Annotated in this window: 17 protein-coding genes and 1 pseudogene; 10 read left to right on the top strand and 8 right to left on the bottom strand. The window is 58.0% G+C overall.

What is annotated here, in order from left to right; translation table 11 throughout:
- The first annotated feature begins 365 nt into the window (after positions 1 to 365).
- The 10 genes and pseudogenes from J3D54_RS12050 to J3D54_RS12005 form a co-directional block, all read left to right on the top strand.
- The gene (locus tag J3D54_RS12050) at positions 366 to 1,886 is read left to right on the top strand and encodes an aldehyde dehydrogenase family protein (protein WP_253418289.1); all 1,521 of its coding nucleotides are present in this window, start codon (positions 366 to 368) and stop codon (positions 1,884 to 1,886) included.
- A 266-nt stretch (positions 1,887 to 2,152) separates the two neighbouring features.
- Complete coding sequence (gene eat / locus J3D54_RS12045; protein WP_253418287.1) at positions 2,153 to 3,523, top strand: ethanolamine permease; 1,371 nt, start codon at positions 2,153 to 2,155, stop codon at positions 3,521 to 3,523.
- A 206-nt stretch (positions 3,524 to 3,729) separates the two neighbouring features.
- A complete protein-coding gene (locus J3D54_RS12040) occupies positions 3,730 to 5,124 on the top strand; it encodes an ethanolamine ammonia-lyase subunit EutB (protein ID WP_253418285.1) in 1,395 nt (464 codons plus the stop codon).
- An 8-nt stretch (positions 5,125 to 5,132) separates the two neighbouring features.
- Positions 5,133 to 5,957, top strand: a complete 825-nt coding sequence (eutC, locus tag J3D54_RS12035) for an ethanolamine ammonia-lyase subunit EutC (RefSeq protein ID WP_253418284.1) — start codon at positions 5,133 to 5,135, stop codon at positions 5,955 to 5,957.
- Positions 5,958 to 6,070: 113 nt separating this feature from the next.
- Positions 6,071 to 6,532 (top strand): N-acetyltransferase, encoded by a 462-nt coding sequence (locus J3D54_RS12030; protein ID WP_253418281.1) that lies wholly within the window; start codon positions 6,071 to 6,073, stop codon positions 6,530 to 6,532.
- A gap of 268 nt (positions 6,533 to 6,800) precedes the next feature.
- Positions 6,801 to 7,457, top strand: coding sequence for a DedA family protein (locus J3D54_RS12025; protein ID WP_253418278.1), 657 nt, complete (start codon positions 6,801 to 6,803; stop codon positions 7,455 to 7,457).
- Positions 7,458 to 7,463: 6 nt separating this feature from the next.
- A complete protein-coding gene (locus J3D54_RS12020; protein ID WP_253418275.1) occupies positions 7,464 to 8,276 on the top strand; it encodes a zinc-dependent peptidase in 813 nt (270 codons plus the stop codon).
- Between the two features lie 113 nt (positions 8,277 to 8,389).
- Positions 8,390 to 8,917, top strand: a complete 528-nt coding sequence (ppa, locus tag J3D54_RS12015) for an inorganic diphosphatase (RefSeq protein ID WP_008052339.1) — start codon at positions 8,390 to 8,392, stop codon at positions 8,915 to 8,917.
- 228 nt (positions 8,918 to 9,145) lie between these two features.
- Positions 9,146 to 9,892, top strand: coding sequence for a S24 family peptidase (locus tag J3D54_RS12010; protein ID WP_253418272.1), 747 nt, complete (start codon positions 9,146 to 9,148; stop codon positions 9,890 to 9,892).
- A gap of 576 nt (positions 9,893 to 10,468) precedes the next feature.
- Positions 10,469 to 10,714, top strand: a pseudogene (locus tag J3D54_RS12005) (Arm DNA-binding domain-containing protein); the annotation flags it as partial.
- A 224-nt stretch (positions 10,715 to 10,938) separates the two neighbouring features.
- Here the strand turns inward: J3D54_RS12005 and J3D54_RS12000 are convergent.
- From J3D54_RS12000 to J3D54_RS11965, 8 genes are all read right to left on the bottom strand, one after another.
- Positions 10,939 to 11,340 (bottom strand): M48 family metallopeptidase, encoded by a 402-nt coding sequence (locus J3D54_RS12000; RefSeq protein ID WP_253418269.1) that lies wholly within the window; start codon positions 11,338 to 11,340, stop codon positions 10,939 to 10,941.
- Between the two features lie 90 nt (positions 11,341 to 11,430).
- Positions 11,431 to 11,970, bottom strand: coding sequence for a hypothetical protein (locus J3D54_RS11995; RefSeq protein WP_253418266.1), 540 nt, complete (start codon positions 11,968 to 11,970; stop codon positions 11,431 to 11,433).
- A gap of 174 nt (positions 11,971 to 12,144) precedes the next feature.
- Entirely contained in the window at positions 12,145 to 12,705 is a 561-nt protein-coding gene (locus J3D54_RS11990) for a hypothetical protein (RefSeq protein WP_253418263.1), read from the bottom strand.
- Positions 12,706 to 12,928: 223 nt separating this feature from the next.
- Positions 12,929 to 13,282: an Imm2 family immunity protein gene (imm2, locus tag J3D54_RS11985; RefSeq protein WP_253418260.1), complete on the bottom strand. Its 354-nt coding sequence runs from the start codon at positions 13,280 to 13,282 to the stop codon at positions 12,929 to 12,931.
- A gap of 381 nt (positions 13,283 to 13,663) precedes the next feature.
- Positions 13,664 to 14,065, bottom strand: coding sequence for a hypothetical protein (locus J3D54_RS11980; protein ID WP_253418257.1), 402 nt, complete (start codon positions 14,063 to 14,065; stop codon positions 13,664 to 13,666).
- On the bottom strand, positions 14,066 to 22,438 hold the full coding sequence (locus J3D54_RS11975; protein ID WP_253418254.1) for a hemagglutinin repeat-containing protein: 8,373 nt from the start codon (positions 22,436 to 22,438) through the stop codon (positions 14,066 to 14,068).
- Between the two features lie 60 nt (positions 22,439 to 22,498).
- Positions 22,499 to 23,011, bottom strand: a complete 513-nt coding sequence (locus J3D54_RS11970) for a toxin-activating lysine-acyltransferase (RefSeq protein WP_253418251.1) — start codon at positions 23,009 to 23,011, stop codon at positions 22,499 to 22,501.
- A gap of 11 nt (positions 23,012 to 23,022) precedes the next feature.
- Entirely contained in the window at positions 23,023 to 24,783 is a 1,761-nt protein-coding gene (locus tag J3D54_RS11965; RefSeq protein ID WP_253418248.1) for a ShlB/FhaC/HecB family hemolysin secretion/activation protein, read from the bottom strand.
- Positions 24,784 to 24,839 lie beyond the last annotated feature (56 nt).

Below are 24,839 nucleotides of genomic sequence, written 5' to 3'. Positions count from 1 at the left end.
CGGGAAATAGAGGTGACTGGTTTGGGGGCTGCTTCGCAGCCCAACGGGGGCAAGCCCCCTCGCCACACAAGCTCCCTCGCCACAATGAATTGCCTGTGTGGCCATTTGAAGCCCAGCATCCTCCAGCCACCAATGCATTGCAATGCTGGCAAGACCGATCAGTCACAGCCTGTGCCACAAACGGTACAAAGTGTCACAGGGGCTGTACCGCAAGCGTCACAAACGCCGCCCATCCGTCCGACAAAAAATACACAAGCCCTTGATTTACCTGACTTGCAAGGCGCTGGCCCGACCTTTGCTCTACGCTTATGCAGCGCTCTGGCGCGTCCTCCCTTATAAGCACAAAAGCCAAGGAGAAACCCATCATGCGTTACGCTCACCCCGGTACTGAAGGCGCTATCGTTTCGTTCAAGAGCAAGTACGGTAACTACATCGGCGGCGAGTTCGTCGCGCCTGTCAAAGGTCAGTACTTCACCAACACCTCGCCGGTCAACGGCCAACCGATTGCCGAATTCCCGCGTTCCACGGCCGAAGACATCGAAAAAGCCCTGGACGCTGCCCATGCCGCCGCCGATGCCTGGGGCGCCACGTCCGCCCAGGCACGCTCGCTGGTGCTGCTGAAAATCGCCGATCGCATCGAGCAGAACCTGGAACTGCTGGCGATCACCGAATCCTGGGACAACGGCAAAGCCGTGCGCGAAACCCTCAACGCCGACATCCCGCTGGCCGCCGACCACTTCCGCTACTTCGCCGGTTGCATCCGCGCCCAGGAAGGCAGTGCCGCCGAGATCGACGGTAATACCGTGGCCTATCACATCCATGAACCGCTGGGCGTGGTCGGTCAGATCATCCCCTGGAACTTCCCGATTCTGATGGCCGCCTGGAAACTCGCCCCGGCCCTGGCCGCCGGTAACTGCATCGTCCTCAAACCAGCCGAGCAAACCCCGCTGGGCATTACCGTGCTGATGGAGCTGATCGGCGACCTGCTGCCACCTGGCGTGCTCAACGTGGTGCAAGGCTTCGGCAAGGAAGCCGGTGAAGCCCTGGCCACCAGCAAACGCATCGCCAAGATCGCCTTCACCGGTTCGACTCCTGTCGGCTCGCACATCATGAAATGCGCCGCCGAAAACATCATTCCATCCACCGTGGAGCTGGGAGGCAAGTCGCCGAATATCTTCTTCGAAGACGTCATGCAGGCCGAACCGTCCTTCATCGAGAAAGCCGCTGAAGGTCTGGTGCTGGCGTTCTTCAACCAGGGCGAAGTCTGCACCTGCCCGTCCCGCGCGCTGGTGCAAGAGTCGATCTATGACGAGTTCATGAAAGTCGTCATGAATAAAGTCCTGCAGATCAAGCGCGGCGACCCGCTGGACACCGACACCATGGTCGGCGCCCAGGCATCCGAGCAGCAATTCGACAAAATCCTTTCGTACCTGGATATCGCCAAGGGTGAAGGCGCCGAACTGCTGACCGGCGGCAAAGTAGAAAAACTCGAGGGCAGCCTGGCGACCGGGTATTACATCCAGCCGACCCTGCTCAAGGGCACCAACAAAATGCGCGTGTTCCAGGAAGAAATCTTCGGCCCGGTGGTGAGCATCACCACCTTCAAGGACGAAGCCGAGGCCCTGGCCATCGCCAACGACACCGAGTTCGGCCTGGGTGCCGGCCTCTGGACCCGCGACATCAACCGCGCCTACCGCGTGGGCCGCGCCATCAAGGCCGGTCGCGTATGGACCAACTGCTACCACCTGTACCCGGCGCACGCCGCATTCGGCGGTTACAAAAAGTCCGGCGTCGGCCGTGAAACCCACAAAATGATGCTCGATCACTATCAGCAGACCAAAAACCTGCTGGTGAGCTACGACATCAATCCGTTGGGCTTCTTCTAAAAACCGGGGGGCGATACAGGTAGTTCTGTATCGCCCTTCAGATGGTCATCGCGGGCAAGCCCGCTCCCACAGTGATTTTGGGTCACCCCCAATAGGTGAATTCCTCCATAACCCGGTGGGAGCGGGCTTGCCCGCGATGGCGTCCTTGAACGCACCGTAAATCATCGCCCTGCTTGTCTGGCACGGGCTTTGCGTGCCCGCATTACACGAAAACGCCATACCCGAAAGTCCAACAGATCAAACAATAAAAAAGACAGAGAGGACTTATGACTTCTACTACACAGCTCAAACCCACACTCGGCACCCTGCATCTATGGGGCATTGCCGTCGGCCTGGTGATTTCCGGCGAGTATTTCGGCTGGAGTTACGGCTGGGGCACCGCAGGCACTCTGGGTTTTCTCGTCACCGCATTAATGGTGGCGACGATGTACACCTGCTTCATCTTCAGTTTCACCGAATTGACCACCGCCATTCCCCACGCTGGCGGGCCGTTTGCCTACAGCCGCCGGGCCTTCGGCGAACGAGGCGGACTGATCGCCGGCATCGCCACCCTGATCGAATTCGTTTTTGCGCCACCAGCGATCGCCATGGCCATCGGCGCCTACCTCAACGTGCAATACCCGGAGCTGGACCCGAAGGTCGCCGCCGTCGGCGCTTATTTCGTGTTCATGGGCTTGAATATCCTCGGCGTCAGTATCGCGGCTACCTTCGAATTGGTGGTCACCGTGCTTGCCGTCGCTGAATTGCTGGTGTTCATGGGCGTGGTCGCGCCGGGCTTCAGCTTCAGTAACTTCGTACTCAACGGCTGGTCGGGTTCCAACGAGTTCACCATGGCCTCGATTCCCGGCATCTTCGCGGCAATTCCCTTCGCGATCTGGTTTTTCCTCGCCATTGAAGGCGCAGCCATGGCCGCCGAGGAAGCCAAGGACCCGAAACGCACGATTCCCAAAGCCTACGTCAGTGGCATTCTGACCCTGGTGTTCCTCGCTATCGGCGTGATGGTCATGGCGGGCGGTGTTGGCGACTGGCGCCAACTGTCGAACATCAACGACCCGCTGCCTCAGGCGATGAAAGCGGTGGTCGGCAACAATTCGAGCTGGATGCACATGCTGGTGTGGATCGGCCTGTTCGGTCTGGTGGCGAGCTTCCACGGGATCATTCTGGGCTATTCGCGACAGTTCTTCGCCTTGGCTCGCGCCGGCTACCTGCCCAAAGGGCTGGCCAAACTCTCGCGTTTCCAGACCCCGCACCGGGCAATCCTGGCGGGCGGCGTGATCGGCATTGCGGCGATCTACAGCGACGGCCTGGTCAACCTGCAAGGCATGACGCTGACGGCTGCAATGATCACCATGTCGGTATTCGGCGCCATCGTGATGTACATCATCAGTATGCTGAGCCTGTTCAAACTGCGTAAAACCGAACCCAACCTGGAACGCACCTTCCGTGCGCCGGGCTATCCGATCGTGCCAGGGATCGCGCTGTTTCTGGCGGTGGTGTGTCTGGTGGCGATGGCCTGGTTCAACACGCTGATCGGCTGTGTATTCCTCGGCTTCATGGTGGCCGGTTACCTGTATTTCCAACTGACCGCCAAACAACGTGCCGATGCACCGGCGGATGCGATGCTCGAAGGCATTTGAATTGCACCGGCGCCGGGCTCAACCCCCGGCGTTTGCCCTGATACAGCGCAAACCCTGTGGGAGCGGCGGTGCGGCGATCCGACTTGCCCGCGATTGCATCACTGCGGTGCAACTGTTGAACCGAGTTGCTCGCATCGCGGGCAAGCCCGCTCCCACAGGATGCTCAGTGTTTTCAAGACTTGTACTCACCAGGAGGACACCGTCCCATGGCCGTATTTGCCCATACCGTCGGCGCCCAGACCTACCGCTTCAACAGCCTCAAGGACGTCATGGCCAAAGCCAGCCCGGCGCGCTCCGGGGACTTTCTGGCCGGCGTTGCCGCCCTCAACGATGGCGAACGGGTGGCCGCGCAGATGGCCCTGGCCGACACCCCGCTGACCCACTTCCTGGAGGAAGTGCTGATTCCTTACGAAGCGGATGAAGTCACCCGACTGATCATCGACACCCACGACAAGCAAGCCTTCAAGGTGGTCGCCCACCTCACCGTCGGCGGTTTTCGCGACTGGCTGCTCAGCGAAGCCGCCGACGAACAAAGCCTGCGCGCCCTCGCCCCCGGCCTGACCCCGGAAATGGTCGCCGCCGTGTCGAAGATCATGCGCGTGCAAGACCTGGTGCTGGTGGCGCAGAAAATCCGCGTGGTCACCCAGTTCCGCGGCACCCTGGGCCTGCGCGGCCGGCTCTCGACGCGCTTGCAGCCCAATCATCCCACCGACGAACCGGCCGGCATCGCCGCCAGCATTCTCGACGGCCTGCTGTACGGCAACGGCGACGCGATGATCGGCATCAACCCGGCCACCGACAGCATTGCTTCGATCTGCGCCATGCTGGAAATGCTCGACGCGATCATCCAGCGCTACGACATTCCGACACAGGCCTGCGTACTGACCCACGTCACCACGTCCATCGAAGCGGTGAATCGCGGGGTTCCGCTGGACCTGGTGTTCCAGTCGATCGCCGGCACCGAAGCGGCCAACGCCAGTTTCGGTATCAACCTCAACGTTTTACAGGAAGGCTATGACGCGGGTTTGAGCCTGAATCGCGGCACACTGGGCCAAAATCTGATGTATTTCGAGACCGGCCAAGGCAGTGCCTTGTCGGCCAACGCCCACCATGGCATCGATCAACAGACCTGTGAAACCCGCGCCTACGCCGTGGCGCGCCATTTCAAACCGTTTCTGGTGAACACCGTCGTAGGCTTCATCGGCCCGGAATACCTCTATAACGGCAAGCAAATCATCCGCGCCGGCCTCGAAGACCACTTCTGCGGCAAGCTTCTGGGTGTGCCCATGGGCTGCGATATCTGTTACACCAACCATGCCGAAGCCGACCAGGACGACATGGATACTCTGCTGACCTTGCTGAGCGTGGCCGGGATTAATTTCATCATGGGCATCCCCGGCTCCGACGACATCATGCTCAACTACCAGACCACCTCGTTCCACGACGCCCTCTACGCCCGACAAACCCTGGGCCTGAAACCGGCGCCGGAGTTTGAACAGTGGCTGGCGAACATGGGCATCTTCACCCAGGCGGACGGCAAAATTCACTTCGGCAACAGCCTGCCACCGGCCTTCCGCCAGGCATTGGCGCAACTGGGATGAGTGTTGATATGGATAAACCACCCGTCGATCCGCAGAACCCATGGCAGGAACTTCGCCGTCTGACCCCTGCGCGAATTGCACTGGGTCGCACCGGCACCAGTATGCCGACCCGCGCGCAGCTGGATTTCCAGTACGCCCATGCCCAGGCCCGGGATGCGGTACACCTGCCCTTCGACCACCCGGGGCTCAGTTCGCAACTGACCGCGCGTGGACGTGAGAGCTTGCTGCTGCACAGCGCCGCCACGGACCGGAACAGCTATTTGCAGCGCCCCGATTTGGGGCGCAAGTTGAGTGACGAATCGGCGCAGACACTGCGTGATTACGCGCGAGCCCATCCTGGCGGGGTGGATCTGGCTGTAGTAGTGGCCGATGGTCTCTCGGCACTGGCCGTTCATCGCCACACCTTGCCGTTTCTGGCACGGATGGAAGAACAGACAGCTATCGAAGGCTGGTCCCTGTCGCCAGTGATTCTGGTGGAGCAAGGCCGGGTTGCGGTGGCCGACGAGATCGGCGAGCTGCTCGGTGCGAAAATGGTGGTCATACTGATCGGCGAACGCCCTGGATTAAGCTCGCCAGACAGCCTGGGCCTGTATTTCACCTATAATCCCAAGGTCGGACTGACGGATGCTTACCGCAACTGCATCTCGAATGTCCGGCTCGAAGGCTTGAGTTACGGCATGGCGGCACACCGCTTGCTGTATTTGATGCGCGAAGCCTGTCGGCGGCAGTTATCAGGGGTCAGTCTGAAGGACGAAGCCCAGGTTCAGACGCTGGAGTCGGACGCAGGAGCAGACTTGAAAGGTAATTTCCTACTCAGCCCGTCGGATGCCTGAACCGTTTCCGCATTGCGTTTCTAATCCGGTTTAAGGCAGGATCGATGCACGGCCGCCAAGGGTTTCCTATCGCCGTCACCATGTAAGACAGCCACTTGAAGACGAGACCTACCATGCGGATTATTCAAGCGACCCTCGAACACCTGGACCTGCTGACCCCATTGTTCGTTAAATATCGCGAGTTTTACGGCTCTCTGCCGTATCCGGACTCGTCCCGAGCGTTCCTCGAAAAGCGCCTGCGGCGCAAAGAGTCGGTGATCTACCTGGCCCTGGCCGATGACGACAACAACAAATTGATGGGTTTCTGTCAGTTGTACCCGAGCTTTTCGTCTCTTTCGCTCAAACGCGTGTGGATCCTCAATGACATCTACGTCGCCGAAGACGCCCGCCGCCAGCTGGTGGCTGACAACCTGATCCGCACCGCGAAAAAAATGGCCAAGGAAACCAATGCCGTGCGCATGCGCGTTTCCACCAGCAGCAACAACGAAGTCGCGCAGAAAACCTACGAATCCATCGGGTTCAGGGAAGACACCGAGTTCAAGAACTACGTGTTGCCTATCAGTGACGGGCTTTAAGGTCGGCCCCAAAAAGATCGCAGCCTTCGGCAGCTACAGGGTCGAGGTAGCCCCGGTCAATGCAGGCGCTGCCGAAGGCTGCGATCTTTTCCGACAACCCCCGCAACACATTGACATTCCTCGCTACAAACTCGACGCGCTTTTCACTTTTCACCCCGTATAATGCCCACACCTCCCGGCTCGTAAGAAAAATTACACCCAGCTGTAGTCTTACGCGAAGCCATCCGCACAGGCCCGCTGAGTCGGGCCATCACCACAGGTGCTTTCCATGGATTTCAACCCGATCGACCTTATCTTGCATCTCGACGTTTACCTCGACTTGCTGGTGACTAACTACGGGTCATGGATCTACGCCATCCTGTTTATGGTGATCTTCTGCGAAACCGGTCTGGTGGTGATGCCGTTCCTGCCGGGCGACTCCCTGCTGTTCATCGCCGGCGCCGTGGCGGCCGGTGGCGGCATGGACCCGGTATTGTTGGGCGGCCTGCTGATGCTGGCGGCGATCCTCGGTGACAGCACCAACTATCTGGTTGGCCGCACCGTCGGCGAACGGTTGTTCAGCAACCCGAATTCGAAAATCTTCCGCCGCGACTACTTGCAACAAACCCACGATTTCTACGACAAGCACGGCGGCAAAACCGTGACCCTGGCACGCTTCATGCCAATCATCCGTACCTTTGCCCCGTTCGTCGCCGGTGTCGGCAAAATGCCTTACCCGCGTTTCTTTGCCTTCAGCGTTTTCGGCACCGTCCTCTGGGTGGGTGGCCTGGTAACCCTCGGTTACTTCTTCGGCAACGTACCGTTCATCAAGAAAAACCTGTCACTGCTGGTGGTGGGTATCATCCTGGTGTCACTGCTACCGATGATCATCGGCGTGATCCGCAGCCGCCTCGCTAATGCTGCCTCCAAAGCTGAACCCCGCTGACTGACAATGTGGTCCCTTAGCGCCTGGCGACGCCGGCGCACCCTGGCCAGGCATCCGATTGCCGACGACATGTGGCAACGGGTGCGCCAACACCTGAGTTTCCTCGATGGCATCAGCGCGGCCGAAGACCGCTGGCTGCGCGAAGCCAGCGTGCTGTTCCTGCAAGACAAACACCTGACCACCCTGCCCGGCGTCGAACTCCACCAGGAGCAATGCCTGCTGCTCGCCGCCCAGGCCCAATTACCGCTTATGCATTTGGGCGATCTGAACTGGTATCAGGGTTTTCACGAAATCATCCTTTACCCCGACGACTTCCTCAGCCCTCAGCGTCATCGCGATGCCAGCGGCGTCGAACACGAATGGGACGGCGAGCACAGTGGCGAAGCCTGGCAGCAAGGCCCGATCATCCTCGCCTGGCCCGGCGTAATGGCCAGCGGTAGCTGGGAAGGCTACAACCTGGTGATCCACGAACTCGCGCACAAACTCGACATGCTCAACGGCAGCGCCAATGGCCTGCCACCGCTGCACGCCGACATGCGCGTCAGCGATTGGGCCAAGGTCATGCAGGAAGCTTATAACGACCTCGACCGGCAACTGGAGCGCAACCCGGACGCTGAAACGGCCATCGACCCGTACGCGGCGGAAAACCCCGCCGAGTTTTTCGCGGTCACCAGCGAATACTTCTTCAGCGCCCCGGATCTGCTGCACGAGGCTTATCCACAGGTCTACGAACAGTTGAGGCTGTTTTACCGGCAGGATCCCTTGGCAAGACTTAGGCAACTTCAGGCCAATGATCCGGTCTATCAGGCTCACGACTAAGGTCTACACGACCTCTGGCACATAGCAACGGTGGCGGAATATGCCTATAATCGCCGCCACTTTTTGGTCAATCCGGCCAAGTGTTTTTGGTCAACTAACGGGGGCACCGCCCAATGAGCTATAGCAAGATTCCGGCTGGCAAAGACCTGCCGAACGACATCTACGTCGCGATCGAGATCCCGGCCAACCACGCGCCGATCAAATACGAAATCGACAAAGACAGCGATTGCCTGTTCGTTGACCGTTTCATGGCCACCCCGATGTTCTACCCGGCCAACTACGGTTACATCCCGAACACCCTGGCCGACGACGGTGATCCCCTCGACGTGCTGGTCGTGACCCCTTACCCGGTTGCTCCAGGTTCGGTGATCCGCGCGCGTCCAGTCGGCATCCTGAACATGACCGACGACGGCGGCGGCGATGCCAAAGTCATCGCAGTCCCACACGACAAGCTGTCCCAGCTGTACGTGGACGTGAAGGAATACACCGATCTGCCACCTCTGCTGATCCAGCAGATCGAGCACTTCTTCGCGAACTACAAAGACCTCGAAAAAGGCAAATGGGTGAAGATCGAAGGCTGGGCCGGTGCAGACGCCGCCCGCGACGCGATCACCAAGTCGGTTGCTGCCTACAAAGGCTGAGAAGCAACGGCTGGCTTCTAGCCTCACGCTTCAAGAAAAACCCCGGTTGATCCGGGGTTTTTTGTGGGCGCCTGGAACGCCTTTAACAATGAGTTTTCAGCATTTCAGCCTAGGTGTTTGCCTGTTTATTTTTTACGAAAAGCGTCTTACATCCGGTCTTAAATTTCCCTAGAAATTTGAACGGGTCGTTTATTCAAACCCCCACCCTGCGCCCGTAAACTCGTGTTTATGAAAAAGAACACTAGCGGCCCACGGTTTAGAGCGCTCCTCGAAGCAGCCAACATCACAACGACAGGATTTGCCGCTTTCTTCGACACGGAAGCGCAAAACATCCATAACTGGTACACCCGTGGTGTGCCTGCTTATCGCATGGAAGAAGTCTCCCGACTTCTGCCTGTAAACAGTGACTGGCTGAAAACCGGCGAAGGCCCGAAAGAGTCCTCGCGCCTGCGTGTGCTCGACGAGTCTGGCAACACCTTCGACGCCCAGGCCATCCGGGGCATCTACACGGTGATAGAGCCCATCGATGTCGAGCTGCCCTTCTTTAAAGAAACCACCACCGCCCCAGGCTCCAACAAAACCCACGTTGTCGAAGACCCAGGCCAATCCATCCGCCTGCCCCACAGCCACCTCGACTCCCTGGAAATCAAACATGCCAATGCCATCTGCACCCACATGATCGGTAACAGCATGGCCGAAAAGATTGAAGACGGCTCTACCCTCGCCATTGATCGCGGGCTTACGCAGATTATCGACGGCGAGATCTATGCGATCGAACATGACGGGATGTTGCGAATCAAGTACCTGCACCGGATGCCGGGGAATGCGCTTCGGCTGCGCAGCCACAACCGTACTGAGTATCCGGATGAGATCTTCAGTGCCGAACAGATCGACAAGCAGAACATCAGGGTACTGGGGTGGGTGTTCTGGTGGTCCACGCTCAACAAACGCAGGCCAGTAGTGCCGTTTCTGTAAATCCCCCAGTGATCCAATGTGGCGAGGGGGCTTGTCGTAACGCCACACCGCCCCGTTCGACTGCGCAGCAGTCGCTGCGGTGCTTCTGGATAACCCGCTTCAGAACACTCTCCGCGCCGCAACAGGGGCAATCCTCTCGCCACAGCGTCCACGCGGCCACACCAAATCATCCCCGCAAAGCTCTACTTCCGCACGCCAAGCTGGGAATTCCTCAAAAAAATCAGTATGCTGCGCCCCACATTTGCGCATCGACCTTTCCAAGGCTCAGATCGCACCGACAAGGCAGATCACTTTCTCGCCAAGTCCCACAGCCGGACGCAAGATCCGGGTGTACGTTTTGAAGGCTGGCGCGGTTTACCAAAAATAAACCAAGCCCGTCCCCGAGAAGCCGGCCACAAGCCGGCTTTTTAATTGTCCGAAATAATCCTATTCCATCTGAGAATCCTGCTGATAGCCTAGCTATCACGGGCGCTCTTGGCTCTTCCTTGTCCAATGGTGTTTGACGCCATTTGACCTCATCCGACGATGAAGTGTCGGGACAGGTGGGGGGACAAAAGGGACGAGAGGGGAAATCCAATGGATAAGCTGAATCCGAAACAAGTCGAAAACCTGACCGAGCCCGGCACCTACGAAGATGGTGATGGGCTTCGCTTGGTCGTCAAACCTACCGGGCGTAAATCCTGGCTACTTCGCTTTCAACTGGCAGGCCGTCGTAGGGAGATGGGCCTGGGCTCATTCCCTGAGGTGATTCTCAAAAAAGCCAGGCTTGAAGCCAGCGCCAAACGCAGCCAGTTGAGCGATGGTGCCCGACCCCAGGCATCAGGAGGACGCCCTGGAATATGAACAAGCAATTTTCTGAAATACCTCATCCTCAAATCAGGGCGGTCTACGATGCGACAACCATTCGCGTCTATCAAGCCTATTCGGACGCCATCACAGACGCGCATTGGCACAGGAAACATTCGTTTCCCCGCCTTTCAAGATGGAACGCATGACCTGGATTAAACCTTCTTTTCTGTGGATGATGTATCGCGCTGGATGGGGATTTAAAGACGCCGGACAGAAGCGAAATCACCAACCTTCACTAACAACGCTCCAAGCTCCACATAGGAATCAACAAATGAAGGTTCTGCTTCAATTGCAGTTTGGTAATATTTGAACGCGTCAACAAAATTTCCTTTCCGCTCATTCTTCACGCCAGCCAGGTAAAAATATCGAGGAATCAGATGTTTAGGTGACAGCAACGTAGCCGCCTCATAAAACTTGATTGCCTCGACAATATCCCCCTGATAGAAACTAATATTTCCTAAAAGCTCCAGACGAAATAGCTCAGGAACGTCATCGGACTTTTGTCTAAAAAATGTCGCGCATTCTTCAATTTTTCCATTTGAGAGATACACCGTCAGGGCATCTCTTATCGCACCCACCTTAGAAACATCCAAAATCATTGACCCGTTGATTTGATATTTCTAATGAGGACCAAAAGGAACGTCCATTGGCCGAATCGAAAAGGGGACGAATTTTAATGACACTATAAGTCAGAAGTTGAATCGCTCATCAAAAATGGTTTGCGGCCCCATCTTGACGGTGCATTGACGTGCAACTTCGACCGGTATCACCTTGCCTAGCAGCGGCATTATGGCCTTGTAGAATACCTTGTCGCAGGCCGCATCCTTGCTGAAGGGTTGAGAGTTGCCCGCAGCGTCGGCGGCAATGTGGCAACTGACAACCAGTTCGAGTGGCAGGTCTTTTAGCATCATAGGTTTTTGGGTGCTGCCTTCCTTAGCCTCAATCAGCTCATTGCAGCCACCGTTAACTATGCCCTCCTTCACTGCCTTTTCGAACTTGACGCGCTCGTAATCGGTGCCAGTGAAAACAGCTTGATCGTTGACTCTGACCTGATACTGCGATGGCTGGTTGGCAATGGATTTGATGCAAAATAGAGTCGTAACCGCTCGATTATTAACACTGGCAGTAGCCGACTGACAGCCTGGGACAGCGTGAGTGAAATCGGAGGTATGTGGGGTGGCGCAACCAGCTATCGACAGCAGACACGCAGTGAACATAATTTTTCTCATCACTATTTTCCAGTGATTAAAACGCCGCGTCGTACACCCGGCAAAAGAGGCTTAATAACATTAAGCCGATCTATGGCTAAAGGGGGACGAGTTTATTTTATGCATGCGCTGCTGGTCAGCCGCGCATGAAAATAAATCCGTCTTCCCTTTTAGATTTTACCCGTACCTTTGGACTCAACGACCCGCTACACTCGCGACAGGAATACGCGCTTCTGACTGAGTGACATCGTAGACATGCTGTTCACAGCGGTCATCCACAAACTGAAACTCCACCAGATAAACCTTGCTTCGTTCCGGTGTGAAAGTGCTTCTGACCGGGCCACATCGGTAGCGACTGCCAATGCTCTCGCCACTGGCGTAACCCGATACCTCGAACGGTTGATCGGCGTCGGCCTGTACTTCCAACTGTGGGAAGTGCTTCAACGTTGCGCTGTTAACCGTTTCGTTGAGCGTGGCAATCCAGCCGAACACCTTGCCCCGGCCGGTATCCGCAACAGTTCCCTGCACATCCATTCGCTGGTCAGGATCCGTTGCGCGCCTGATCGAAAACTCTACTGGGTAGGTGGCACCCGACGCTTTCATGATGACCTTGGCGTGTTGCGTATCGACGGTCACTTTGTCCTGGTGCAGTTGGATGCCGTTATTGAGCAAACTGGGGGAAGAGTCTCTGACGTTGGATTTACACCCTGGCAACGTCAGAATCAGGCTCAACATTAGCAGTGACGTTTTTTTCATGAACACTCCATGTACATTATTAAAATTACTTGCCGTCAATTTAAAAGTGGACGGATTTATTTTCGATGTGCCTGACAGGACTATCACCTTACTCAAGTATAAAAAATAAATCCGTCCCCTTTAGGTCCGACAAGTACCCGAGTATTGAGGTTTGGCAGTAAGTCATCGACCTTACTTCCAAGCCCTTTTGCACCATAAAATAGCCCCGACTAGGGCTATTTTATTAATACAAATCTAACAATCTAAGATCTTCTATTAGTTCTGCCGCCTCATCAGAAGGCAGCTCCTCCAAAACAGAAGGAAGTTCAATCTGCTTTAGCAATCCAGAAATAACATCCAGATGATACTTCTGGATTTTCTCCGAAGACCGGCCTGCCGAAAGAATAAGTGCTAAGACCTCCAGCATTAATTTTTCAATAGGCAAATCAAAGGAGTTCTCAAGTTCACTATAGGCATATCCTGCTTCACTTTCACCTTCAGCCCATGGGCTTTGGTGGCTGAGCTTAACTCTGCAATAGCTATAATAACTCCCCAGAAACCAAGCCCGGATTTCACCATAGGTAACTCTCTCTTCCATTACGGCGTCTTCCTCGGTGGGCGTAGCATGACACCCTGATTATCAAGAATATTAACTGCAAAAAGGTGACAGATTTATTTATTAGCTTCCAATGACGAGACTCGCCCCTAACAAATAAATCCGTCCCCTTTTCTCTAATAACCTTCCCTTTACCACCAGAAGCATCAAATAACTTGCTTGCAATATCTGAACAGTCTGTTCTTGAACAACCCACCATGTTTTTTTTAATTTGCGGGCTCTCCATTGCATCAACAACAGACTTGCTCGGCGGAAACTCTGGGTTAACAGGACGGAATGGGGGATCCATTCCTGGAGGAATAAACTCGTCTACCTTTCCGGCAGCGCCACCAGTTGCTTTTGCACCCTACATACTTTTTTACTTTAAGCATTCAACACTGTAAAGCTTACATCACCGGACCTCAAAAATTCTTGAAAACAAGAAATAACGATATCTATATCTCTTGTGACAAAACTCGCCGGATAGTAATCGCCCAGAACATCAACCAATTTTGCTCCAGTCGACGTATTATTAAGAGTACGCACAACATGCTCACCATCATCAAGGTATTGGTTCAGCATCAGAATATAATTTCCAGAATCAGCATAAAGATTGATTTCGTAAGGTCCGGCTTCAGGTGCCGGGGAAATAGACAACGAAGCGACGCCGTCGACTTTACTATATTCACATATAATGGACCTTACATCTTCCATGGTCGGCTGATCAATGAGAGGGATTTGCGATCTGCCATGCTCAGGACTAAGGGTATACCCTCCGATGATCATCTATTTTTTCTCCTTAATAGACTTCATACCTGACTCCCAGTAATAGTTTTTCGGAAGTCCTGTTTTATCATCTATAGCTCTTACGGTCAAAGATTTCAACTCAGCCTTTTCTGCGGCAGCGGCTATGTCACCTTTGCAGAATCCGCATACATCTTTCCCTGCGACTGTCATAGACATGTCCGCTCCGGCAGTTTTACCAGAGCTATATGCTTGCTGGATCACACCGATTTCAGCGTGGGCATCTTTCATATTTCCGTTTGGATAACGTTTGCCAGGATTCGTAGCGGCTTTATCTGCAATCCTATCCGTGATCAACGAAGGTATTTTCGGGTCCGCCTCGTTGAGTGGACGAGCGGTTTGATTGACGTCTTGGAAGGTCTGACCTCCTACCTTTCCCTCTGCCGCCACTTTTGGTGCAGCGCCCTTAGCCGTTCCTTCGATAACATTTCTTTCGGTTAATACCGCAGTCTCCGAATCCGTAAGCATGCCTGTTGCATTCGCATTCTTAGACGCAGCCCCTTTTGTGACCGGAGCCTCAGGTGACGTAGCCTTGAAACCAGAATATCCCGCGATCGTAGCTGTCAACGCTTGCAGGGTCATGGCCGTATCATAACGACTTGCCTGCTCATCCCAGCTTAGCTTTGACTCTTTTGCCATTGCAGTAATGGCTGCATCTCGCGTCACACTTTCATGATCCAACCCCAGCAAAACAGTCTCAACATTTTTTGCATCATTCGGGTATAAATCTTTATACAGCAGGTTATAAGTTACGTTCTTACCATATTCATTAAGCGCATCTTGCGCAGTCGCCACCAGGGTGCCACAAGCGCCCCCCGACTTGTTCCCAGCAGTGCAGACAGCCTGAATAGCAGCATTTCTATCTTTATCAACCTTATTGATGTCGGCTAACTTCTGAGTCTCTTCAGGCGTAAGCGGCTCGTGTAACTGTTTGTACTCAAGCCCTTTTTTTGTTTTTGCTTCTGATACGCTCAGATAATTATTCTCTACCGCATTTTTCCCAACCTGCGCCGCCGCTACCGCATTCAACGAGTTATTGCCAGCTGCCGCCCCCGCGATCCCTGCTGTCAATGTGGACAAGCTGGAAATCGTCTGTTTCTGCTCTTGGGTCAGATTGTCATCGCTGATGTCACCGTAGAGCTCTTTCCTGATCAGACGTGCAGTTTCTTCGGCCGCCACTGCGCCAGCCGCACCCGCCAACGCTGAATTTCCTCCCGATCTAGCTAACACCGCCCCTAGAACAGCGTGAGCCATCAGATTCGCGGTATCGTCGCCCTCCGTCATTTGCTTTACAGTCTGAGCAAGATAAGGTGCCGCTGCTCCGGCTACAGCACCACCAATATTTCCACCAGCCACCCCTCCAACAATCGCGGTGACGGCTTGGGCTGCTTTTCTGAAGCTGCTGCCCACTCCGTATTCCCGACTGATCTGATCGGCGATTTGCTCATTGGTCGGGTCAGGATTGCCCTTGTCCAACAGCGCCTGTCGAGCAGCCTTCGATTCTTCGCTATTGGACTCTTGAGCCGCCTTCATTTTTGCCGTAGCGATGGCATCCGCAAGACCATTGGCCAGTTCTACCGAACTCCTTACAAGCTCCATGCGCTCTTGCATGGCCTTTTCATCAGGCTTGTCCAGCTTCTGATTGGCATTTGCGGTATCGCGGTTGAGCCCAACCAAATCATTCGCGCCCTCGGCGCTACGCACGACTATCGTGCCCTCGCTGACCGCGCTGCGAGTTTTGCTGTGATCCGAGTCAGTCAGCGCTATACCAAACAAACCACCCAGAGAGGCCGTTGGTCTTCCACCACCACTTGAGCTTCCGGACACGCTCAAACCAGCCGACTGACTCTTGATGTCACTGGTATTTTTGATGTCACTGACAATCAACCGATTCGTGTCCAGCAGGTTCTTGTCCGCAGACGCCTCACTGGCAATCACCGCACCTTGCAGCGTGGTCTTGTCGCCGACATGAATGTTGTAACCACCCGCCCCGGCGAACAGACCGCTCTGATCCGTTACCGCCTTGTAGTTGCTGTTCATGTTGCCGGCCGCCAGGCTGGCGGAAGCCGCCACGGGCGCGCCGTAGCAGAACGGCGGAATACAGATGCTCCCGCCGAAACCGGCACTGCCCTGCTTGCTCTTCTGCGTCTCGCTGTCCTGACGCGACGTGATAGTGAGGTTGCCGCCGATATCCGCCTTGATGCTCTGCGCCCGGACCTGCGCGCCAGCCAGGGTGGTGTCCTGTCCACTGCGCAGGACCAGCGAGCCGGTATCCAGCGTGCTGTTGACCTGGGTTACCGAATCGCCTGTGCCCATGCTCTTGGCGATAGACGCGCCCAAATCGAGGGTGAAGCCATTCTGTTGGCCGATATTGAAACTGACACCAATGGCGGTTCGGTCGTTATTGCTGTCGTTGGCCCACTTCGCGGTGCTCTGCGCGCTTTCCAGGGTGATGTTGTTCTTCGCCTGCAACAGCGTATCGGCCGCTTTCAGGCTACTGCCGATGACATGAATATCGCCCGCCGTTCCCGGCGCGCTGCCATCGGCGATGATCGTCAGGGTTTTACCGGCCGTGAGCGAGCTTTGCTTGGCGGTCTGGCTGTTGTACTCGCTGGTGCTGGTGTTGTGGGTGCTCGCCACTTCGGTGCCGATCTTGATCAACGAACCATTGCTGCCGGAACCGCCTTTCTTATCCGCATAGCCCGACCGACCATCGTAGGCATCCGACGACGCGCCCCCCAGGTTGTAACCCGCCAACGCCGCCTGCGCCCACTTCACCGCCTTGAGTCGAGGATCATCCGCGCTGTTCGCGGCTTTGATCGCGCTACGCATGGTGTTGATGCTATCGATCACCATGCCGCCCACCACTCGCCCCACCGCCAGGCTGCGGCTCTCGTCGGTACTGCTCTGACTCGCGCTTTCCATACCGGCAGCGAGGGTCACGTTGGCACCGGTCAGGCTCATGCTCTGGGTGCTGACCAGGTCACTGGCGGTCACGCCAAGCGTGCGACCGGCGTTGAGCGACACATTGCCGGCACTGGAACCGAGGGTGCTGCCGGTCAAGGTGGTTTCCGAGGAGTTACCGGTATGGTTCTGGCTGCTGATGGACAGGTGCTGGTTGCCGGTCATGTCATCGAGGCCCAGCTTGTTCCCCGTCAGCACGCCGGTGAAGTCGCGGTTCTTTTCCTTGTGCAGTTCGTCGCGGCTGAAGGTGTTTTGCGCCGCGTCGATCTGCAGATCGCGCCCCACGCTCACCGAGAGGTCCGCGGTGCTCACCAGCGACGAGCCGCGGACCAGTCCGTCTTGCCCTGCGTGGACATCGACGCTGTTGCCGGAGACCAGGCTGCCGACCGCCGTGGTCCGGCTTTCGCTGACCTTGTCGGTCACTTTGCTGGCCTTGAATCCACCCAGGCTGCGGCTGTTGCTGTCTTTGTCGTGGCGCGTCTGCATGCTGTCGACCGCGGCGATAATCGAAATATCGTTGCCGGCCTGGAGCTGCGCCGCGCCTTTTTCCGCGACCACTTGGCTACCTTGAACCACCAGGTTGCGACCAGCCTGGACCGCCAGTTGCTGCGCATCGAGGTGCGAGCCCTGGGCTGTGGTTTCACTGGTGGAGTCGCGGGTGGTCGTGGTTTTGCTGGAAAGGAAGCCATTGCTGCCTTTGACCTTGTGCGCTTCGTCGGCGCTGCGCGCGTTCTCGCCGGCCGTCAGGTTGACATCCCGCGCCGCCTGGGCAATCACCGCACCAGCGGTGCTGCTGAGGCTGGCGGCACGCGCGTTGAGGTCGTTGCCGGCGCGAAGGCCCAGGTCGCCCTGGGTCTTAAGGCTGCTGCCACTCTCGCTACGGCTGGTTTCGGTACGCCAGTTGTCTTTGTCCCAGTGGTTGCTCTGGTCGCGACTCTCGATGACCGTCGTCAGGTTCAGGTCACGACCGGCGGACAGGCTGGTGACGCCCGCGCTGCCGCTATTGACCACCTGCGCGCCCTGCAGGTTGATGTCACGTCCGGCAGTGGCCATCAGGCTGGCCGCCGGATCGGAAACGAACAAACCCGCGACCCGCGACAGGTTGGTCTGGCTGCCCTGCGCACTATGCGTGGTGATCGTGCTGGACCGCACATTCAGATCACGCCCGGCGCTGACCATCAGGCTCTTGTCGGCGGCGATCTGGCCACCGAGGTTGTTCAGGTCCTGCGTCGCATCAAGGCTGACGGCGCTGCCTTGAATGCGCCCTTCCAGGTTACTGAGCGTGTCCGCCTTGATCGCAACCACTTGACGTCCCGACAAGCTCGCGCTGTTGACCAGATTGCCCGTCACGTTCAGGTTCAGTTGCTGCCCGGCCATCAACCCGCCCGCACCGTTGATGTCACCATCACGGACCCGCACATACACCTGCGGCACCAGCACGCTGCGGACTTCGCCACTGGCCAAGGTGACATTCTTGGCCACCAACCAGACGATATCGCTGGTCAGTTGGGCCATTTGTTGCGCGGTCAGGGCCACACCGGGAATCAGCTTCCAGCTATTGGCGTAGGTGACGGCGTTGTCGATCAGGCCTCGGTACTGCGCTTCGTCGTTGGCATAGCCGTCGACGAAACGGCGACCGGTCAGTTGCGCCACCTGCTCGCGAATCAACTTCTGCTCATAGAAACCATCACCCATGCGTTGCTGGGTCGCCGCCGGGTCCAGGTTCAGCCTGCCGAGCATGTAATCCGAAGAGAGCCATTTGCCATAGTTGGTGAAGCGCGGATCGGTCTCGATCAGATAGCCGGAGGTGCTGCTGGGCATCGACCGAAACAGTGCGTTGTCCGGCAAGGCGCTGTTCACCCCGCCGGTGAGAATGCGCTCTGCCACGCCACCGACGTTGTTGGTGGCATTGGCCAGTACCTCGCTGATCGGCGTGAGGCTGGGTGCAGTGATCGTGCGACTGGACACCTCGCTAGCGCCCACCTTCCCAAGACTCAGGCTGGCGAGCTGGGTGCCACTGCCTTGCGGGGCGGTGTTCTGTTTATAGACCGTCGGTTGCAAGGAAATGGCCTGCACACTGGGCGCCGGGTTGTAGGCGGCAGAGTCCATCCCCTGACGGTCGCGGCCTTTGCGCTGGTGGCGATAAAAGTGTTCGAGTGCGCCGCTGTCCGTGGTGACCTGCTGTCCGGCGACTTCGGTGTTGGTCAGGCTGTTGGCGCTGGCTTGCAACGCGCCACCGGCGATGATCCGACTCTTGTCGTTGAGGATCTGGTCGGCGTTGATGCGCAGATTGCCGCCGGCGAGTATTTGCCCGGGATCGGAACTGGCAATCTGGGTTTGGGTCACGACACGGGTCAGGTCGTAGCGGTTCCAGTCGTCATTACTGCCTTCGGGTGTCACCAGAATGTCGACTTCGTTGTTATAGGTCGAAATCTGATTCGGATCGTAGCGATTGACCGAGCCGGTCAGTTGATACTGTTGCAGCGCCTGGCGTGAGACCTCGACCTCGTGTGTCGAGAAGTGTTCGTTGGTGTTGCGCACAGAAGCTGCGTTCAACGTCAGGCCGCCGAGGGCCTCGATGGTCGCGCTGGCGTTATTGAGTTCGCGGGCTTGACCGGTGGCCTGGTAGGCGCTGTCCAGCGCCCCACCGATGGCCATGTCCCCGGCGCTGAAGATCAACCCGTGTTCGCTGTTGTTCAGGTATTGCGCACCGATATCCAGCCGTACGCGGGCGGCAATCACCGCCGCCGTGCCGTTTTCGACGGTATTGGTCAGCGTGCCCGCTGCCAGCGACAGCTGGTCACCGTAGATTCGCCCGGTACCCAGGTTGCTCAGGGTGGGCGCGCTCAGCCGGGTGGACTGGCCGTCGATCAGGCCGCGGTTGACCAGCGACTGGCTGGCTCTCAGTTGTACCTGCGGGGCACTGATCACACCGAGGGCGGCGTTATCGATTTGCCGGGCCGACAGCGTCAGCAGGTTGCCCGCCTGCAAGCTGGTCTGGTTGCTCAGTAGCCCCGTGGTTGCCAGTGTCAGGTTGCCATTGGCCTGCAGCAGGCCGGTATTGACGTAATCGCCATTGAGCGTGAAGGACAGATCACCCAGGCTCAAGGCCTGACCGCTACCGCTATAGCTGGCGCTGTTGAGCGTCAACGAGCGTCCGGCGACCAAGGTGCCGCCCTGGTTGCTCACGGCTTGGGTTTTAGCCGCCAGGTTACGGTCGGTCAGCAAAAGCTGTGTACCGGCCGAGATCTTCCCGGACTGGTTGTTCACCACACCGCTTCCGGTCAAGGTCAGTGCCTGATCGGCAATGATCGAGCCGCCCTGGTTGCCCAACTGATCGGCGGTAAGGGTGAGGGTGCGCCCTCCAATACCTTGATCCAGGCCTTGGGTGCCCGCGTTGTCGATCTGCGCCGCTGTCATCAGCAGATCAGCACCGGTGCGAATCAGGCCGCCGCTGTTATCGAGCTTGCCGTCGATAGTGAACTTGAGGTCGCCCAGCGCTTCGATGCGTCCACCGTGATTGTCGAGGCTGGCACCCACGATTGTCGTACCGGTACCGCTCTGTAGTTGCCCAGCGCCGCCATTGCCGATGGTCCCCGCTTTGATGTCCAGGGCCTGCCCGGCACCGACGAAGCCTGCGGTGTTGAGCAACTGGCCCGAGACCAGCGCGATCGATTGCAGCGCCTCAAGGTGACCGTTACTGTTGTCCAGCAAGCCGTTCGTGGCCGTCAGTGTCAGGCTCGACTTCACCGAACCGAGGCTGCCTTGGTAGTTGTTCAGCGAGGCGGCGGTGACTTTCAGTGTGCCCTGACTGGCGATCACACCTTGACTGTTATCCAGTGCTCCCTGCAGATCAATGCTCGTGAGTGAAAGGCCGCTCTGCAGGACTTCGCCTTTCACGTTGGATAACTGACCGGCCTTGATCCCCACTTGAGCCGCACTGACTTTGGCGCCATCGGTGCGCAATACCTTCGCGGCGGTGGCGGTCAGCGTGCCCTTAGCGGCCACGCGCGCCCGGCTGACATCGACATCACCCTGGCGGCTGGTGAGCGTCACTTGGGCGGCGGAGGTCTGACTGTCGCTCAAGTCGAGAGCCCCTGCCTGGGCCTGCAAACTCTCGGCGGCGATATTCTGCCCGTGGGCGCTGAGCTGGCCCGAAGCGTCCAGGGTCAATCCGCCGGTCTGACCCAGCTTGCCACTGCTGTCGACCCCGCCAGCCAGGGTCGAGCCGCTGGTGCTGCGCAGGTTCGCAACCGTCACCCGGGTATTGCCCTGGGCGGCCACCATACCGCTGTTGTCGAGGTCGGCCGAGGTACTGATCGTCAGGTCGCCCTTGGCGTACAGCGTGCCGCTGTTCTGGACTCCGGTGCCGGCCTCGACCGTGGTCGAACCGGCACTGCTGATCTGCCCGCTGTTTTCCAGACGCCCGTCTGCCCGGATGACCACATCGCCGACACTGGCGCCGATCTGCCCGGCATTGCGTACCCCGACACCCGCGCCATTGCCCACCAGGACGATCTTGCCGGCATACATACCGCCCAGTTGCGCGACATCAATGCCGACCACCGGCGTGCCCGCTGCGCCGTTGTCGGCGCTGGTCTTGCCGGCCTGGATGTTCAAGTCCTTGGCCCAGATGCCCGCGTTGACCTCGACGGTGCGCGCGATGACTTCGGTGTAATCGCTGTCACGCGTATCCATCCCGGCACCGTTGATGGTTATCTTGCCGCCGTCGACTTGATAACCCTGCAGTACTCCGTTCTCGAACTGCGCCTTGCCAGTAGTGAGGGTCGCGCGATTGGCGTTGATGAAACCGCAGCCATCACAGCTGATCCCGGACGGGTTGGCGATCACCACCTGCGCCCTGGACCCGGCCACTTCGACATAGCCGTTGAGCTGGCTCGGGTTGCTCGAATTGACTTCGTTGAGGATCACCCGCGCCGTGCCGCGACCCAACGCCGGATTGGCGTCCACCCAGCCGCCCAGCTGGGTCTGAGTGTTGGTCGCCGAGTTATTGAGGATCACGCCACGCCGATCGACGTCGAACTGTTGATAGGTATTGCGCGACACGCCGCCCGCGCTGGGCGCGGTGATGTTGACCTGGGTTACCCCGTTCCCGGCCACCCCGATGCCCGGCTGCTGCGCGGCCGGCGCTCCGGGGTCGGCGACCACGGCCGCCTGGGCCGACGAGGCGTCCAGCATGATCAGGCCGAGCGCCGCCATCAGGGCAAAACGCAGGGGTGTCAAGCGGACCACGCAGCCGCCGCCAGACGTTGTACCGGCTGCACTACCACCGGCTGATTTCGAGCCGCTGCTCACATTTTCGGCAACCACCATCAACAGGCCACGCGCCTTGTTGAAAATGATCCGATACAGATGCTTGTTGATGATCAATTCCTTTTGAACTGCGCCAGGCCACAGATGCGCCAGACGCCAAAATAATGGGGCCGAAAGCTACTGAAGCAGCGGGTGAGCGGCGAACCAGGCGCGCGCCTCGGCGGGCAGGATGCCGATGCCCTGCCACTTCTTGATACGAAAGCCGCGCTCATCGCCCCGATGCTCCAGGAAGCGGCCAAAGCGTTGCGGCCAGAGCCGACGCAGCAGCAGTCTCGACAGTTGTCGGGTATGCCCGAAAGGCGCGACCCAGTCGCTGATCCAAAGACGCTCGCCACTGTTCCAGTCAGCCTCAGACATGCACACCGGAGCATTGTTCAGATAGCGCCGCTCGGCCTCGGCACTGAGGTTCATCCAGGACATGAAAAACACCGGCATGCCTTGCTCGCTGGCGAGCATGAACTGGCGCTGCTTGATCGCCGGCAGCAGCAGTGCCGACAAGGTATGCAGCGGCGCATCACGATGCGCCGCCGACTGCATCCACAACCAGACGGCGGAACCGAACACGGTCGCCTCGTTCCAGGGTTCGTCGGACAGCTGGGGGGCAAGGATTTCAAGACTGTCGAAGTGCATGCCGGTCTCCGTCAAAACGACCAGTTGAGGTTGAAGCCCGTGGTTACGGCGGCCGTTTCGAAATGGCTGGGTTTGATGAGCGGTTGACCGACGAACAGGTCATAGGAGAACTGCTTGTAGCCGCCCCGCACACCGACCACCGAGCCCGCCAGACGGCGCCCGGACAAGGACTGACTGGAATGTCCGCCGACCTCGCCATAGTCGACGCCGAGATAGAGTTCCTGGCCGCTCTGAAAGACGAACCAGCCCAGGTCATTGCGCAAGGTCCAGCCGCGTTCGGCGGAGAGGATCTGTTCGCCATCGAACCCGCGGACGCTATAGCGCCCACCAATGGAGAAACGATCCTGTGCGATCAACGGCGAGCGATTCCATTGGCCGCGCCAGGCGCCGATGTAGCGAAATTGCTGCGTCCCCAGACGGAACGGGGTTTGCAACTGGGCGTTGGCGCTGATGATCTTCGGCCGTGACGTCCCCTCGCCGAGGTCTTCTTCCGGTGCTCGCAAGGCATGGTCCGCCCCGGTTCCACGTCGATAGCTAAGGCCCAGATCCAGGGTATTGCTGCCCATGAACTCGCGGTGATCGAGCCCCAGCTCCCAGCCCGCCATGCGCCGGCGCTGCACTTCAATTTCGGTGTCGTCGATAGAGTTGCTGGAGGTGCGCGACCAGCCACTGGCCCATGCCGACGTCTTGCGTACGGCATCACGGTGGAGCAGTCGTGAAAGTCTCAGTTCGTTGTTGCTACTGTGGCCCTGATAATCATAAGTCTGATTGTTCCCGGCCACGGTCTGGTGATAGTCGTACTCGCTGGACGTCAGGCCCAGTTGCCAGTAGTCGTACGGCAGCGAATAGTGCAGGGTGTGCCCTTCAGAACCACGATCACCACTTTTGCCGCCGCCCAGGTTGTGGCTGAAACTGGCATAGAACAGGTCATTGAGGCCCAGCGGATTGTCCAGCGACAGCGCAACATTGCCCTGATACTTACCGGTGTCGTGGGTGCCCGAGTCGTCCGTCGACAGACTCAGGCGCGCCACGGAAGCTTGCTTCCAGAGGATCACCACATCGCTTTCTCCCGGCTTGGCATCAGCGTCGTTTGCCGGCGTAATCTGCACGTCAGCTTCGGCCGTGGGCACCCGCTTGAAGTTCTCCAGGGCTTGCTCGATGTCCCGCAGGTTCAACAGATCACCGGGTTGGGCGGGCATGGCGTTCCACAGCGTCGCCCGCGACGAGGTGCCGTCGGCAAACCGAATGTGTTTGATGCGTCCCGGAACCAGTACCAGAGCAAGCGTCCCCTGGCTCAGATCCTGAGGGGCGGCCAGCACCCGCGTGGTGACGAAACCCCGCGCGATGATCAGGTTCTGTATGCGCTTCATGGTCAAGTTGATGCCCGCGGCACCCAGGCAACGGTTCAGCGCCGGATCGGACGCCGGGTTGGCGGCACGCAGCGCCCACTGGAAAGCGGCTGAATCCTCGCCTTCGAGCACGATATGGCGAATCGTGAAGCATGGAGTTTCATTGGCCGGCAGCAGGCCCTGGCCATCATCCGGGGAGGCCTTGAGGCGTACGTCAGGAGAGGGTTCGAGCTGCTCGCGCAAGACCCGTTCGCGCTCTTGTTGGCGCAGCAACGACTGTTCCTGTGCGCTCGGCTCTGCCGCCGTGGCGGCAAGACTGGCAAACAGGCTGACGATTGCGAGGGGATACAACGAGCGTTGCACGACGAAGCGGCCCCGCACAAAAGCACGCAGCCGGGTACACGAATGAGGCTTGAAAAACACGACACTTCCCTGAGAATGAAACTTCCTGCACGCACCCGTTTAGTCAGGTGCGTTGT

It is taken from the genome of Pseudomonas sp. GGS8 (assembly GCF_024168645.1).
GTDB lineage: Bacteria > Pseudomonadota > Gammaproteobacteria > Pseudomonadales > Pseudomonadaceae > Aquipseudomonas.
Note: the sequence above shows the minus strand (reverse complement) of the source record. Positions and strands in the feature narration are given on the sequence as shown.

Excerpts from the sequence above, each read along its gene's own strand:
- J3D54_RS12025 (WP_253418278.1), top strand. The coding sequence starts at position 6,801 with ATGGATTTCAACCCGATCGACCTTATCTTGCATCTCGACGTTTACCTC.
- J3D54_RS12050 (WP_253418289.1), top strand. The coding sequence starts at position 366 with ATGCGTTACGCTCACCCCGGTACTGAAGGCGCTATCGTTTCGTTCAAG.
- J3D54_RS11995 (WP_253418266.1), bottom strand. The coding sequence starts at position 11,970 with ATGAGAAAAATTATGTTCACTGCGTGTCTGCTGTCGATAGCTGGTTGC.
- eat (WP_253418287.1), top strand. The coding sequence starts at position 2,153 with ATGACTTCTACTACACAGCTCAAACCCACACTCGGCACCCTGCATCTA.
- J3D54_RS12000 (WP_253418269.1), bottom strand. The coding sequence starts at position 11,340 with ATGATTTTGGATGTTTCTAAGGTGGGTGCGATAAGAGATGCCCTGACG.
- imm2 (WP_253418260.1), bottom strand. The coding sequence starts at position 13,282 with ATGGAAGAGAGAGTTACCTATGGTGAAATCCGGGCTTGGTTTCTGGGG.
- eutC (WP_253418284.1), top strand. The coding sequence starts at position 5,133 with ATGGATAAACCACCCGTCGATCCGCAGAACCCATGGCAGGAACTTCGC.
- ppa (WP_008052339.1), top strand. The coding sequence starts at position 8,390 with ATGAGCTATAGCAAGATTCCGGCTGGCAAAGACCTGCCGAACGACATC.
- J3D54_RS11990 (WP_253418263.1), bottom strand. The coding sequence starts at position 12,705 with ATGAAAAAAACGTCACTGCTAATGTTGAGCCTGATTCTGACGTTGCCA.
- J3D54_RS12020 (WP_253418275.1), top strand. The coding sequence starts at position 7,464 with ATGTGGTCCCTTAGCGCCTGGCGACGCCGGCGCACCCTGGCCAGGCAT.
- J3D54_RS12040 (WP_253418285.1), top strand. The coding sequence starts at position 3,730 with ATGGCCGTATTTGCCCATACCGTCGGCGCCCAGACCTACCGCTTCAAC.
- J3D54_RS11970 (WP_253418251.1), bottom strand. The coding sequence starts at position 23,011 with ATGCACTTCGACAGTCTTGAAATCCTTGCCCCCCAGCTGTCCGACGAA.
- J3D54_RS12010 (WP_253418272.1), top strand. The coding sequence starts at position 9,146 with ATGAAAAAGAACACTAGCGGCCCACGGTTTAGAGCGCTCCTCGAAGCA.
- J3D54_RS12030 (WP_253418281.1), top strand. The coding sequence starts at position 6,071 with ATGCGGATTATTCAAGCGACCCTCGAACACCTGGACCTGCTGACCCCA.
- J3D54_RS11980 (WP_253418257.1), bottom strand. The coding sequence starts at position 14,065 with ATGATCATCGGAGGGTATACCCTTAGTCCTGAGCATGGCAGATCGCAA.